Origin of the sequence: Pullulanibacillus pueri (assembly GCF_014639255.1) — a bacterium.
Lineage (GTDB): Bacteria > Bacillota > Bacilli > Bacillales > Sporolactobacillaceae > Pullulanibacillus > Pullulanibacillus pueri.
On sequence record NZ_BMFV01000016.1, the window covers coordinates 50,737 to 63,465 of the forward strand.

Here is a 12,729-nt window from a genome sequence, read left to right on the forward strand (position 1 = left end):
AATTGTTATAATAACAATGTCCAATATCTTTGACATAGGTGATACTGTTGAAAAATAAAATTAAAGCAATACGGAACAAATTGGGGATAACACAAGAGCAACTTGCTAAGAAGTGTGGAGTTGTTAGACAAACAATAAATTGTATAGAGAATGATAAATATGATCCCACACTGGAACTGGCTTTCAAATTATCAAAAACGTTAAAAGTAAAGGTAGATGAATTGTTTATTTATGAATAAATTTCATTCAAATTATATAATAACAATGAAAGATATTGTAAGGGAAGGTAATGATATCTTACATCGACCAACACTGGAAGTGATGGTACCTCCCCCTGAGGAAGATAAGGAAACATTAACTAGTATGATGAATTTCTTAAAAAATAGTCAAGACCCCATTCTATCCAAAAAATATAAATTACGTGGAGGAGTTGGATTATCCGCGAATCAGATTGGCTTGAATAAGCGAATGTTTGTAGCGTATTTCACTGACGAGATGGGGAAAGAACATGAATATACCCTTATTAATCCAAAAATTATTAGCCATTCCGTTTCTATGATTTACTTACCACCAAGTGAAGGGTGCCTATCTGTTGATCGAGATATAAATGGGTTCGTACCAAGATATGAGAGAATTAAAGTGAAAGGGTTTAATTTAGAAGGAGAAGAAATAATATTAAAACTCAATGGCTATTCCTCTATTGTTATTCAACATGAAATAGATCACCTAAATGGAATTATGTTTTATGAGCGTATCAATAAAGAAAATCCTTTCAAACTACCAGAAAACTGTAAAAGTTTATACTGAGATCATGCATTAGGTCGGTATTCAAAGTGGGTAAGCAATGAGTTGTTGTTTTGACAGCTCATTTTAATTTAATAATCATTAAAAAGGAGAAACTAATTATTTAAATCACTGTAATTTTCATACAATGACTAAGGTAATGGTGAAGAGGGCCTTTTAACCCTCTTCCTGCACTATTTTCCGGTTACTCCTTTTTATTTTGGAACCTTTAAATGTTGCAAAGCGGATGAGTGGAGTCTGTGTACGGTTCTCATAGAAACATTAAGGTTGACACAGATTTCTTCCCAGTTAAGAAAGTTAATGTATCGGTAGCGAAGAAGTAGCTTCTCATCCACGTTTTCCATCTGGTTAATCGCTTCACGGATATCTGATTTCAGCTTTACTAATCGTTCAACTTCTTGCTGTATTTGTTGCTCCAAATCTATTATTCTAATCACATATTTTTCAAAGGGTGGGTCAGTACTCTTGGTTCGACTGACTTTTTCCTCAAGAATGGGGGATGAAATACTTCTTGATAGATTTCTTAAGTTTTGCAACTCTTCAAGGTCGGAATTAATCAATTCATTCAGGCGATAAGCCTGCTTTAAGAATTCCTTAGCTGTCATCATCGCACCACCTCCTCTTGTAGCTGTTGAATTAACATGTCAGGGTTTAGGGAGGTGAGAACATTGAACAATCCAGAATGAAAGAAGCGCTCAACCTCACGTTTTGTATATAAAGCAGAATCATTGCGAGGGTGTTTTGCTAATCTTTTCAGTGCAAAACGATAATCCTTGACTGCCTGTAGAATAATGGCATTTGCCAGTTTTTCAAAAGCGTCCATCATACAACTTCCCTCGCTTTCCCAAGATTTGCTTTGACTGCATTGATAAGATCGGATTGTGTCTTTTCCTTTCGTTTCAAGGCTCTCATCACATCTTCATCAATCGTGCCTTTAGTAATAATGTGGTGGATTACCACGGTCTCATTTTGTCCTTGTCTCCAAAGTCTCGCATTGATTTGCTGATAGAGTTCCAGACTCCAAGTAAGTCCAAACCAGATAAGCGTTGAACCTCCACTTTGTAAATTCAAACCGTGTCCAGCCGATGCTGGATGGATAACTGCCACAGAAATATCACCATTATTCCAATCCATGATGTCTTTGGAAGTTTTAATTTCTTTGACATTGTATTTTGCTTTAATACGCTTTAAATCGTGATTATACCAATAGGCAATAAGCACAGGTTTGCCGTTTGCACCTTCAATTAGATCCTCAATAGCATCTAGCTTGCGGTCGTGAATAATATGAGGATTTTTATCATCATCGTAGATTGCACCATTTGCCATTTGCAGGAGTTTCCCTGAAAGGACGGCTGCGTTCATGGCATCAATCTCCTTATCAGCAAATTCAAGAACCATCTCTTCACGAAAGTGATCATATACTGATTGTTCTTTGTCATTTAGATACACAGGCACTTCATTGATCATGCATTCTGGCATTTTCAGAAAATCCACTGATTTCATGGAAATGGTGATATCCGAAATGAGCCGATATATGGCATCTTCAGCACCTGGCAATGGTTTATATGAAAATACAATCTGCTGATTACGTTTATCCGGTGTAAAGAAGGAATTGCGGTAGTGAGTGATGTACCTGCCGAGTCTTTTACCCATGTCAAGGATACGAAACTCTGCCCACAAATCCATTAACCCATTACTGGAAGGTGTACCCGTAAGACCCACAATTCGTTTTGCCCTCGGCCTTACTTTTAGTAAACTTTTAAATCTTTTTGCACCATAGGACTTAAAGGATGATAGTTCATCAATGACCATCATATCGAAATTAAAAGGGATACCACTTTTGTTTACCAACCAATCAACATTTTCTCTGTTTATAAGATAGACACTTGCAGGTTTCCTAAGAGCCGCCAATCGCTCCTGTTCTGTGCCGATGGCTACCGAAAACTCTAGCCCTTTTAAATGCTCCCACTTATTTATCTCAGCTGGCCAAGTATCCCTAGCTACTCGAAGTGGGGCAATGACCAGAACCTTTCCAATTTCAAAACGATCAAGACACAGGTCGAATATAGCAGTTAGAGTAATGACGCTTTTGCCAAGACCCATTTCTAAAAACACCGCAGCAATGGGATGCTCTAGAATGAAGTTCGTTGCATAGGTCTGATATTTATGAGGATTGTATTTCACCGAGTATCCCTCCAATCTGCTTAACATCATCAATGACATAGCAGGCAAAGCCTAACTTCTGTAATTGCTTTATTCTTCTAATCTGTAACAGTCGAGGTTTCTTCCCGGGAGCCTTTAATTCCACAAATGCCATCTTCCCATGTGGTAAAAGCACCAGGCGATCTGGCATCCCATCTAAACCTGGGCTAACAAACTTCGCAGCAATGCCTCCCATCTTTTTTACCTCAGTCACCAGTTTCTTTTCGATATATTTTTCAAGCATAAATACCTCCCATGTAAAAAGGCTCGGAACAAGAAAACAACTTTGACCCAATTTTCCTATACGCGCGTGTATGCGTGTATGCACAGGCTACTATTACTTCTTTTTATTATTTATAAATAAATAGGTTACTTCTTGTTCCACTTGTTCCGAACCGTTGATTTTCCTTTTCATTACTAACTTTAGGGAAATAACAAGTATGGGAACAAGGTAAGATACAACTTAGCGTTGTTCCTCGACTCGGGAATAAGCTCGTTGCTTTCCGTAGACAGGAAACGTTACAACACCATTCTTGTTCCCAGTGTACTTGTTCCACTCACTGATCTTTCTCATAATGGCACCGATGGCATAGGAATCTGAAGGCTTTAGCAATGATGCCTCTTTACCGAAACACTCACACCAAATTTCCATATTACAAACAAGGGTCCTTTTTACTGTTCCAACACGGGTGCCGCCGCCAAATTCGCTACCGCCAAGGAAATTTCTACGCTCGTACAAAGACATCGTGTCCCAATCATCCGGCAAGAGCGTATCTAGATAGGTACGAACCAGTCCTTCTCGTTCATCTGTTTCCATCGCATCTGCCTGTTCACTCGTCGCCATGGATACATCATCACCTTCAAGGTAGAGTTTTTCGCCCTTCTCATAAAGCACTAGTGCTTCTGCCCAAATCTGCTGTACTTCCTCTTTGGTCATCTGCCAAGCTTTCTTTTTACCGTTACCGTTAATGCGGACTGGCCAAAATCTGCGGTTGCCCGTGATATCTCGAAGAAATCCACTTTCTGCATTCGTTGAACCTACAATTACACACTGACGGGGATGGCTTTCGACGTTGACCCCATAACTGGCACGGTATTTATCATCCGCCCTTGAAATAAAGGACTTCACAATCTCCACATCCGTCTTACGCATTCCAGCAAGCTCACCGAGTTCCAACAACCAATATCCTTGAAGTTTTTCAGCACCTGATTTATCTTTCATGTCCGTAATGGTCAAACTGTCTGAAAACCAATCTCCGGCAAGCTTAGCAAAGAAGGTTGACTTACCGATGCCTTGAGGACCATTTAAGATAAGAACACTATCAAACTTTGTGCCTGGTCTATAAATACGGGCTACCGCCGCAACCATCGTTTTGCGAATAATTGCCTTTGTGTAGGAATTATCTGTTGCACCGAAATAATCAATGAGTAGATTTTCTACTCGGCTAATACCATCCCATTTTGGCAGGGAGTCTAGGTACTCCTTAACAGGATGGTAGGCTCGTTCTGATGCTACCGCTACCACAGCATCCTTGGTCTTGGTAGGAGAATAGACCCCGTATTTGCTGCTTAAGTACACCTTAAGAAGTGCGTTATCCGAATCATTCCAACCCGCCTTAATCTGGTCCCAAGGCAGACCACCTTTGGCATCAATACCATCACGATGGCAGTTGAAAGCGATATGCTGTAAATCTTCATCATGCCGAATAATCAGAACGATGTTATCCAGTGTGTCTTTTATCCGACCTTGCTTATCTAGTTCCAAACCTGTCTGCCAATCCTCAGCACTAAACTCCTCTTCAGCCTGAGCCTGCCTTTCCTTTGCGAACTCAGCTTTTACCGCTTCATCTTTTATAGAAAACTCGCACATTGCCACAAAAGACGGCATCCTACCAGGAGCCGTAGTCGTGGAAGCTCTATCATCTAAAGAGCCGAATTTATGAATACGAACAAGGTCAAAAGCATTAAGGAGCAGGCCGCTTGCTGGGTCGGTGGCATGGTGGCTGTATGCAAATTTATCATCATAGATAATCACACCCGCACTACTGTCAGCTGGAATATAGTCATAGCGCCCTTCCATAGCAGATGGTGCATAAACGGAACCTAAGAATTTCTCAATTGCTTCATGAACGGAGTAAGCACGACAGAAAGTTCCTACCACACCTTCTTTTAAAAGCGGATCGGCTTGTTCTTTAAGACTACGATTAATAACCTCAGACTGCCTACTTGATACGGGCCAAGTTGATGTATCGTGCCAGTTTTCATATTTTGAAAGATAAATATTCGGGTCAAGTAATGCTCCATCCTGTTCTTCATAGACAAATTCACCATTAGAGGAAGTGGATGGCCAATACATAAGGCGATGCGCCTCATAGGTTGTATCATCGAAAAGGTCAATACCAAATTCTTTTGCCACCATACGTCCAACAGCTGCATATTCTTCTTCGCTGATCTCACGAGCAAGGGGAACGATAAGTCTAAGTCTCGGATTTTCTGGTGTGTGCTTATGAGTGGAGTAAACACAACATTTGTAGTCGAAAAGCATACTGATTTGCTCCCAAATATCTGGTCTACCGTAATCCATATCAAGGGTAAGCAAAGAACGGCATAAAACATTGCCCTTCTTTCGCCTTCCTTCTTTTAAATGTCCTCCGACAAAGCCGCCCACGTCTTTGATATCATCTTGCTGGCCTTTTTTAAGTTTCCGATATTCTTCTACCGTTTCAGTGGTACGTTGGGTTGTCTTTACACGGGAGCAAAAATTCTCCCAGGAGATATCTTTGTTTTTCCATTTCCTATCCATCCGGCTATTGCCCACTGCAATTTTCATAAGCTTTCAACCTCCTCATGCCCTGGACTAAAATACCTGACCGTTTGTCTGCGTTTCTTGGCTACTTCAATTTCCCTCGCCATACCGCTTGAGATGGTATTGCCCAGCACCCACACCTCTGAGCATTTACCCATAAGCACGATGTCCATAAATATGGCAAGCTCTCGTTCCTCTGGGTTTTCATCATCCATAAACTGCGGAAACATAAGATGGGGAGCAATCGGAATACAGTTTTGGTCTAAGGCAAACCTGCAAAAACTGCGAGCCTTTTTAATGTTTCCTTCTACATCACCGGAATAGGGAGAACAGATATATACAAGCGGCTTAAAGGCAGATTTTTTCTCTGCCTTTTCCTTTCTCATTATGTTGGTTAGTGCTTCATGGGGAGTTGGGTCATGGTACCCTTCATGGTTAAATTTGTTGATTCCCATTACACACCCTCCATTTCTATCTGCGGCAAAATACCATCTGCCTTCAACAGTTCGTAAATGAAGAGTCTGCCTTTTTGAGTCCAATATGTATGGACTTTTGTATGCTGTTGCCCGTTACTGCCAAGGTAGCTATGAGTCTTAGTGCTGGTGTAACCTTTTTCCGCATACTTCTGATATAAAAGCCAAATGCCGCCTTGTTTAAATTGGATGCCCTTTTTATTAAGATAGCGGTTCATCCAAATAGCTGACTTACCGTAATCTTTGGCGATTGCTGATGTGGAAATGAGGTCTTTACAATTTAAAACCACATCGTAATAAGACACTTTCGGTTTCATTTCTGCAATTTGCTGATTCTGAACAGCAACCGTACCTTCAAGCACTTTATTTTGATTCCTTACTTGAGTTAATTGTTGATTAGCAAACTGTAATGCCCTTGCCATGATTGCCTCTGGGGAATTCCATCTTCTTTCAATTTCAAGAAAGTATTGGCGGCACTCTTTCCCTTTTGGAGTACGCTGTATCATGCATAGCTCTTTTGCCATGTCAATTGTTAACTGATGGTCTATGCTTGGTCTGCCTCCAGTACTTTCGCTCAAAAATGAGCTAAAGTCTGACCCTTCCTCAAATCCGTACTCACACATTCTTGGAAACCAATCTTTATAAGCGGTCTTTACTTCCAAGGCTTCATGTAGATCACGACCGAGTACTGTTGGTCGTTGACTTTCATAATTGATTTTTACTAATTCTTCCATACGAATTACCTCCTGCAATATAGTCAGAGGAAAGTTCCTCTACCTAATAGCCACAGGAGGTAATGATTGTTGAGGATTTTAAAAAAATTAATTAGGCATTCTGATTATCGTGTGGAATTTGTGTATTAATATAGATTTATAGATTGATTCAGCAGTTTTTCACTTCAACAAACGGGCTATTTATCAGAAGAAGTTATAAAATAAATAAAACCCCCCAATCTAAGGAAGATTGAGAGGTTAGTTGGCATTTCACTTTATAATTATTTTTTTACAGCATGGATGTAATGAATTGTTTCGAATGCAGACAAATAATCTGAACGATCACCAAAGAATTGATTATTAATAGTAGCAGGTGATAAATGTTCATAAATAAGTAAACCTGAGTTTTCTAACATTTTCTCTATTTCATCAAAAGTAAAACATGATTTCATTGGCTCACCGCCAGTTGAAGCCAATTTAACCATATTTTGAACTCTATTAGACATTCCTTTTTCTTCAAAAAGTTTGTCATCTGCATAATCAAAAACGATAGAACTTCCTGATGGTACTTTGGTAAATAATGTATTTATCAAAGTGGAATTTTCCTCTTTTGTTAAATAATAAGATACACCTAAAAGACTAAAGAAAGTTTTTTTGTTAAGCATAAAGCCTTCTTCGACAAGATTTTGAATAGTAAATTCTTTGGTGAAATCCATTGAAACAAAATGAAGATTATCTGGAATTTGATAATTGGCATTTGCTAATCTTATCTTTTTAAAGTCTTGAGTGGCTGGATAATCAACTTCAAATATTTCTAAGCTGTTATTTAGTTCGCTATGTCGGAAACAAAAGGTATCTAACCCAGCTCCTAGAATGACATACTGTTTCACACCTAGTAACATTTCATGAAATAATACATTTTCGCAATAGGCAGCACGTGCTAAAGTAATTGGAGAAAGTTGTACTTGCGTAATCCATTTTAATATTTCATCCGGCTGATCCTGAAACTTCATTGCAATTTCTTTATTAAAGAATGAAATTCCTTTAATCATGTTTTCACGAATATCTGAAAATTCCTTTTGAGTAATTAGATCCTTTGCAATAAAATCATCAAAAATTTTGGGTGTATCATATTGACTATGGTATGCTCGACCGAAGGCTGATATTAAGGAAGTTAAACTTGATTCATTCTTCTTCATAAATTAATCCTCCCATTTAACAAAATAAGATTCCCCTGGCCAGGAGAATCTTATTATACACAAATTTAATTTAACTGTAAATTATAGCACAAATAAATTTATTTGTCAATAAAAGCGATTTGTTTTTTTAATAATAAATCTACTTGTAGAGGTGGTCTTATTTGCAGTCTTAATAAACTGCGTTAAATAAGCAAACCAAATATAGTGCTATCCTGTTTTCGTTATTTAAAAGTTGAAGGTCTTTTTAATCTTTTTCCACAAGATAATCCGAATACCCAATTTATTTAATCTTTTTGATAAAACAGACACTCATAACCATCAGCACTAAGTAACAGGCCATTTGCCCAGGTTGGTGTCCTAGCCATCTGCTCGCAGATAGCAGGAAGTGACATCTCCATATCCGCCTCGATGATAATTTCATCGTGTACATGAGCCACAATGGAACAATTCTTTAATGTCTGCATGGCATGACACAAAATGTCACGACTGATAGCCTGAACAATATTCTCTACAAATTTGGGTCCATAGCTTTCGATTCTTTCCCATTTCTTCGTCCCTCCGACCCCTTCGTAAGTAACCGACTCTCCACCGAACATATTCTCCCCCATACGAGGTTTCACATAGGCAAGCCGTCTACCAGAAGGGAGGACAATAAAGAGCATTCCACTTTGATAGATAAATTTAATGCCGTGTGTCTCTGTGGGAGACTTTTGCTTAACACAAGTTTTTACTGCACGGTCAACATCCCACCAGAGTTTTGTGATATTGGGATTGGACTGTCTCCAAGCTGTTACAAGAGGCTGAAGTTCCTCTTCTTCAATTCCCATCTCCAAAGCCCCCATTGATTTTAATGCTCCAACAGACCCACCATAACCTAGGGCAAGTTCGGCAATTTTCCCTTTCTGACGAAGGTGGCCGTTCACACCATGCTTTTCAACAGGTACATTAAACATCTGAGATGCACTGGCACAGTAGATGTCACCGCCCTTTTGGAATACATCTAATCTCCATTTTTCACCTGCAAGCCAAGCAATGACGCGAGCCTCAATCGCTGAAAAATCTGCCACAATGAACTTCATACCTTCTCGTGGTATAAAAGCAGTACGGATAAGTTCCGACAGTACCTCTGGGTTTGAATCATAGAGTAAAGTAAGAGCATCAAAGTTTCCGCTTCGAACTAAAGCACGAGCCTGTTCCAAATCGGGCATATGGTTTTGGGGAAGATTTTGTAGCTGAATCAGCCTGCCAGAGAATCTGCCGGTTCTGTTGGCTCCGTAAAACTGGAACATTCCTCTTGCACGACCGTCACTACATACCGCATTCTCCATTGCTGTGTATTTTTTCACCGATGATTTTGCAAGCTGCTGTCGAAGTTCCAAAACAGTGCCTAGTGGTTCAGGTGCTGTCTTTAACATCTCAGCAACCGCTTTTTTACCAAGTGTATCTGTTTCTAGCCCATTGTCAGCAAGCCAGTCTTTCATTTGTTGTACAGAGTTTGGATTCTCTAAATTGGTTATTTCTTGCATTGTAGCCATTAGCTTTTCACGGGAATGTTCATCCATCACAACAGCCTGTTTTACGAAAGCCATGTCAATGGCAATGCCACGATCATTGATTTCCTGGTCGAGATGATATTCCTTCCAGATATTTTCCGGCACCAGAAACTTGGATAACCTTTGTTGTATTGACATCTCGGCTTCCACATCACGAAGGTTATATACTTTAAACCGCTCCCATTTATCAATGTCGTGTTCTGGCAAATTACGAACTCGACCACTATTAGATTTTGTAGGGGAGCAAGGTGAACAGAAATATTTAATAAGGTCCTTACCCTCAGTTAGCTTTTGTTTCTCCAAACCTAGAACCGCCCCGACTCCCTCCAAAGAAAGAGGTAATCCCATATATGCCGACCATATCATGGAACATTTCCAGGATGCGGGGTCAAGATATTCAGTAAGGTTAAGTCATTTTGATAGACACACACGCTCAAACATTGCATTGAAAGCCCACTTTGTAACGGAATCATCCATAAGTCCGTTTATAATTTCATCTGGGATTTCCTCCCCGCAGGCAAGGTCAACCACCTGTACTTCGCCACCGTCCACCGAATAGCCAAATAGTAGAATTTCAAAATCATCACTCTCGGCATAACGGTAAACTCCAGACTTTTGAAGATTGGCACTACTAAATGTTTCAATATCAATTGAAATAGAATTCATGTATTACACCCTTTCCAATGCAAACGAGGTGACAGAAGAACAACTTCCACCACCCCGTTTGTATTCGTACTTTAGCTGTTATGCTAGGAAATCATCATCTTCAATTGTGGTGAAATCATCAGCCGCTGTGGTTCTGCTGCCTAAAGGCTCTCCATCTCTAATCTTCTGGATGTTACCAAGTCCGCAGGCCACCCCCTTGTTCCCGTTAGAATTGAAAGCATAAAAATTAAGTGACACTCTTGCATAGCAACCACTGTATACCTCATTGCGATCCAGAATAGGCTTGACTGCTTTATCTACTATTTGGGGTGGAGTCTTGCTGTTGGCATTTACAAAATAATGCCCTTTATAAGCCTCATCATCACGTTCTACATCACCATCACGAAGTGGCAGTTTGATAGCCACCTTATTCGGCTTTTTACCACCAAACTTTGCAATGCCCTCTTCAATGGCTGCATCTACTGCTGCATTGATAGCATTGATAGTTTCCTTATCTGTTTTGGGAATCAATACAGATACGCTGTACTTTTCCGCTCCGCCATTGATGGATACGGGTTCCCAGCCGTGAAAATAGCTAAGACGTGTGTTGACGCTTGTAACAACCTTCGTTCTGTTTTGATTATTCATATTCCTATTCCTCCGTTATCTCGTTAAATTCGTTTTTTACGTTTGATATATTCATAGCTGGCCGCTTATCCGAAAGTGGAACCAGCGTTGGCTTACCTGGTGGTTTATGTATGAGACCACCGAGGATTTCTTGAAATTTCGACTTACCCATCAGCTTCTGCATTTCCGTAAGGGTAATGAGACTCTGACGGTAAATATCTTTATAGCCGTTTGCCTTGGCTGCTTCAGCCACAGCCTCTTCGTCCTTATATTTACGGATAGACCTACCCTCAACTACCTTAAAACCGTGCCACTCTTTCCCGTGATTAACGGCGGCATCCGTAGCATAAGAAATGATTTCATTTGCCCACTTTGTAAGGTCGGACAATTTAGAGAGAACTTCCTCAATTTCAGAATCTGTAAGCAGGGGTGGCAGTTTAAATTCCATCTGTGCTAATTTCAGCTTTTCTTCTGCTCTTGCACGGCATTTAACAGCCGCTCGGCAGAATGTACACCATTCACCTGGAAGGTAGTCACCTTCGCCTTCATAGGCCTTTTTCGCCTTTGGCTTCAGCTCGTTTTCTGCCCAGTCTTTTAATTCCTTTACCGGGATTGTCCATGTACTGACATTTTCCCTGCGGGGTTGGAAGATGGTCATGGAAACCTCCTCGATATCATACAGGCTATCGTAGATTTCCAAAGCACCAAGGGCATACAATTTCATCTGCGGATTATCCACCGCATCTACTAACACACCCATGCCATACTTAAAATCGATAATATGAAGCTTTTTATCGCCAATGATGATGCAGTCACCAGTTCCGAACCCCTGTGGTACATAGCAGGAAAAATCAAGACGTTGTTCAATAAGTATTAACGGGTCCGTACAGCTTTGTTTTGCCAGTTCAAACTGCTCCATTACAAATTCCACATAAGCATCGCTGTGTTCTTCCATCTCATCGTTGTTATAAGTTGAAACAGGACGCTTACTTCTCATGTGAAGTGCTTTTTTAAGTTTATGTTCACAAAGAGCATGGGCGGCGGTGCCTTCAGCAGCTGCATTGGATTCGTTATTTTCAAATTCTAGTTCCAATCTTGCAGATGGAAGGCAATTCAGCCACCTATGGGACCCCGATGCGGAAAGTACTGCGTGATCACTCATTCCCTAGTACCTCCGCATCTTTCAACATATCTGCATAATGTTTCGGGTCAACTTCGCTTAATTTAGAGCCACCGTATTTTTGGATGATTTCTCTCACTTGGGCAGTAAGACCGGCTTGACTCTTTTCAGCGAGTTTTGCTCTTACTTCCTCTAGAGTGATCTCCTTTTTCTTTGGCGCAGGTTCTTTTACAGGTGAAGTCGGCTCTTTTGCTTCGACAGGTTCATTGCCCGCCATTGCATCGGCAACCGCTTGTATGCTGTCTGCCAAAGAGCGCATATCTGAAACCACATCAAGAAGTAGTTTGATTTTGCTCATGGTTTAATCCTCCCTCCTTAATCTCACTAATGGCGAGTTCCTGTACGGTGTCACCCGGAACAAGGATAGTCAGTTTCTGCTTATCACCAAGTAAGAAACGGAGGAAACGCTCCCTTATGGTGACATTACGACAGGAAACAATCCCGCCAGATTGTGGAGTTTTTGAAACACTGATTTTTAAGTTGTGTTTCATGTTCTTCACCTCTTTCCGAGAGCGTTTATTTGCTGC

The 12,729-nt window shown here is 40.4% G+C and carries 17 protein-coding genes; 3 read left to right on the forward strand and 14 right to left on the reverse strand.

Annotated elements, in window-relative coordinates:
• Window positions 1–47: 47 nt before the first annotated feature.
• Window positions 48–239, forward strand: a complete 192-nt coding sequence (locus tag IEV91_RS11305; protein ID WP_027625332.1) for a helix-turn-helix transcriptional regulator — start codon at window positions 48–50, stop codon at window positions 237–239.
• On the forward strand, window positions 232–807 hold the full coding sequence (gene def / locus IEV91_RS11310) for a peptide deformylase (protein ID WP_027625331.1): 576 nt from the start codon (window positions 232–234) through the stop codon (window positions 805–807). The genes IEV91_RS11305 and def overlap by 8 nt, the downstream gene beginning before the upstream one ends.
• A 191-nt stretch (window positions 808–998) precedes the next feature.
• On the opposite strand, the gene IEV91_RS11315 is transcribed toward def, so the two are convergent.
• The 8 genes from IEV91_RS11315 to IEV91_RS11350 form a co-directional block, all read right to left on the reverse strand.
• Entirely contained in the window at window positions 999–1,412 is a 414-nt protein-coding gene (locus tag IEV91_RS11315; RefSeq protein ID WP_033826692.1) for a DUF1492 domain-containing protein, read from the reverse strand.
• Window positions 1,409–1,630, reverse strand: coding sequence for a hypothetical protein (locus tag IEV91_RS11320; RefSeq protein ID WP_239541324.1), 222 nt, complete (start codon window positions 1,628–1,630; stop codon window positions 1,409–1,411). Before IEV91_RS11320 ends, IEV91_RS11315 begins: the two co-directional genes overlap by 4 nt.
• Window positions 1,627–2,988 carry an SNF2-related protein gene (locus tag IEV91_RS11325; protein WP_229745549.1) on the reverse strand — a complete coding sequence of 454 codons (1,362 nt, stop codon included), beginning with the start codon at window positions 2,986–2,988 and terminating at the stop codon, window positions 1,627–1,629. Before IEV91_RS11325 ends, IEV91_RS11320 begins: the two co-directional genes overlap by 4 nt.
• A complete protein-coding gene (locus tag IEV91_RS11330) occupies window positions 2,969–3,250 on the reverse strand; it encodes a VRR-NUC domain-containing protein (RefSeq protein WP_053995412.1) in 282 nt (93 codons plus the stop codon). Before IEV91_RS11330 ends, IEV91_RS11325 begins: the two co-directional genes overlap by 20 nt.
• A 219-nt stretch (window positions 3,251–3,469) precedes the next feature.
• Window positions 3,470–5,824: a virulence-associated E family protein gene (locus tag IEV91_RS11335; protein ID WP_229745551.1), complete on the reverse strand. Its 2,355-nt coding sequence runs from the start codon at window positions 5,822–5,824 to the stop codon at window positions 3,470–3,472.
• 8 nt (window positions 5,825–5,832) lie between these two features.
• Entirely contained in the window at window positions 5,833–6,267 is a 435-nt protein-coding gene (locus tag IEV91_RS11340; RefSeq protein WP_042357516.1) for a DUF7768 domain-containing protein, read from the reverse strand.
• The gene (locus IEV91_RS11345; RefSeq protein ID WP_188497526.1) at window positions 6,267–7,019 is read right to left on the reverse strand and encodes a phage antirepressor KilAC domain-containing protein; all 753 of its coding nucleotides are present in this window, start codon (window positions 7,017–7,019) and stop codon (window positions 6,267–6,269) included. The genes IEV91_RS11340 and IEV91_RS11345 overlap by 1 nt, the downstream gene beginning before the upstream one ends.
• Before the next feature lie 260 nt (window positions 7,020–7,279).
• Window positions 7,280–8,197 carry a class I SAM-dependent methyltransferase gene (locus IEV91_RS11350; RefSeq protein WP_040036588.1) on the reverse strand — a complete coding sequence of 306 codons (918 nt, stop codon included), beginning with the start codon at window positions 8,195–8,197 and terminating at the stop codon, window positions 7,280–7,282.
• Window positions 8,198–8,299: 102 nt separating this feature from the next.
• Between IEV91_RS11350 and IEV91_RS22090 the strand changes: the two genes are divergently transcribed.
• Window positions 8,300–8,383 (forward strand): hypothetical protein, encoded by an 84-nt coding sequence (locus tag IEV91_RS22090; RefSeq protein WP_373284432.1) that lies wholly within the window; start codon window positions 8,300–8,302, stop codon window positions 8,381–8,383.
• Between the two features lie 98 nt (window positions 8,384–8,481).
• Here IEV91_RS22090 and IEV91_RS11360 read toward each other — a convergent pair whose 3' ends face one another.
• The 6 genes from IEV91_RS11360 to IEV91_RS11380 all read right to left on the reverse strand — a co-directional run bounded on the left by IEV91_RS11360 (window position 8,482) and on the right by IEV91_RS11380 (window position 12,693).
• Window positions 8,482–10,053, reverse strand: a complete 1,572-nt coding sequence (locus IEV91_RS11360) for a DNA polymerase (protein ID WP_505891283.1) — start codon at window positions 10,051–10,053, stop codon at window positions 8,482–8,484.
• A 108-nt stretch (window positions 10,054–10,161) separates the two neighbouring features.
• The gene (locus tag IEV91_RS22140; RefSeq protein ID WP_505891284.1) at window positions 10,162–10,416 is read right to left on the reverse strand and encodes a hypothetical protein; all 255 of its coding nucleotides are present in this window, start codon (window positions 10,414–10,416) and stop codon (window positions 10,162–10,164) included.
• Between the two features lie 78 nt (window positions 10,417–10,494).
• Window positions 10,495–11,043, reverse strand: coding sequence for a DUF2815 family protein (locus IEV91_RS11365; protein WP_188497527.1), 549 nt, complete (start codon window positions 11,041–11,043; stop codon window positions 10,495–10,497).
• Between the two features lie 4 nt (window positions 11,044–11,047).
• A complete protein-coding gene (locus tag IEV91_RS11370; RefSeq protein WP_055742214.1) occupies window positions 11,048–12,184 on the reverse strand; it encodes a DUF2800 domain-containing protein in 1,137 nt (378 codons plus the stop codon).
• Complete coding sequence (locus IEV91_RS11375; RefSeq protein ID WP_000034851.1) at window positions 12,177–12,500, reverse strand: hypothetical protein; 324 nt, start codon at window positions 12,498–12,500, stop codon at window positions 12,177–12,179. The genes IEV91_RS11370 and IEV91_RS11375 overlap by 8 nt, the downstream gene beginning before the upstream one ends.
• Window positions 12,475–12,693 carry a hypothetical protein gene (locus IEV91_RS11380; RefSeq protein ID WP_000682242.1) on the reverse strand — a complete coding sequence of 73 codons (219 nt, stop codon included), beginning with the start codon at window positions 12,691–12,693 and terminating at the stop codon, window positions 12,475–12,477. Before IEV91_RS11380 ends, IEV91_RS11375 begins: the two co-directional genes overlap by 26 nt.
• Window positions 12,694–12,729 lie beyond the last annotated feature (36 nt).

What these genes read in the sequence shown, in the direction of transcription:
- def (WP_027625331.1), top strand. Translation starts at nt 232, where the DNA reads ATGAATAAATTTCATTCAAATTATATAATAACAATGAAAGATATTGTA.
- IEV91_RS11315 (WP_033826692.1), bottom strand. Translation starts at nt 1,412, where the DNA reads ATGATGACAGCTAAGGAATTCTTAAAGCAGGCTTATCGCCTGAATGAA.
- IEV91_RS11320 (WP_239541324.1), bottom strand. Translation starts at nt 1,630, where the DNA reads ATGATGGACGCTTTTGAAAAACTGGCAAATGCCATTATTCTACAGGCA.
- IEV91_RS11330 (WP_053995412.1), bottom strand. Translation starts at nt 3,250, where the DNA reads ATGCTTGAAAAATATATCGAAAAGAAACTGGTGACTGAGGTAAAAAAG.
- IEV91_RS11340 (WP_042357516.1), bottom strand. Translation starts at nt 6,267, where the DNA reads ATGGGAATCAACAAATTTAACCATGAAGGGTACCATGACCCAACTCCC.
- IEV91_RS11345 (WP_188497526.1), bottom strand. Translation starts at nt 7,019, where the DNA reads ATGGAAGAATTAGTAAAAATCAATTATGAAAGTCAACGACCAACAGTA.
- IEV91_RS11350 (WP_040036588.1), bottom strand. Translation starts at nt 8,197, where the DNA reads ATGAAGAAGAATGAATCAAGTTTAACTTCCTTAATATCAGCCTTCGGT.
- IEV91_RS22140 (WP_505891284.1), bottom strand. Translation starts at nt 10,416, where the DNA reads ATGAATTCTATTTCAATTGATATTGAAACATTTAGTAGTGCCAATCTT.
- IEV91_RS11365 (WP_188497527.1), bottom strand. Translation starts at nt 11,043, where the DNA reads ATGAATAATCAAAACAGAACGAAGGTTGTTACAAGCGTCAACACACGT.
- IEV91_RS11370 (WP_055742214.1), bottom strand. Translation starts at nt 12,184, where the DNA reads ATGAGTGATCACGCAGTACTTTCCGCATCGGGGTCCCATAGGTGGCTG.
- IEV91_RS11375 (WP_000034851.1), bottom strand. Translation starts at nt 12,500, where the DNA reads ATGAGCAAAATCAAACTACTTCTTGATGTGGTTTCAGATATGCGCTCT.
- IEV91_RS11380 (WP_000682242.1), bottom strand. Translation starts at nt 12,693, where the DNA reads ATGAAACACAACTTAAAAATCAGTGTTTCAAAAACTCCACAATCTGGC.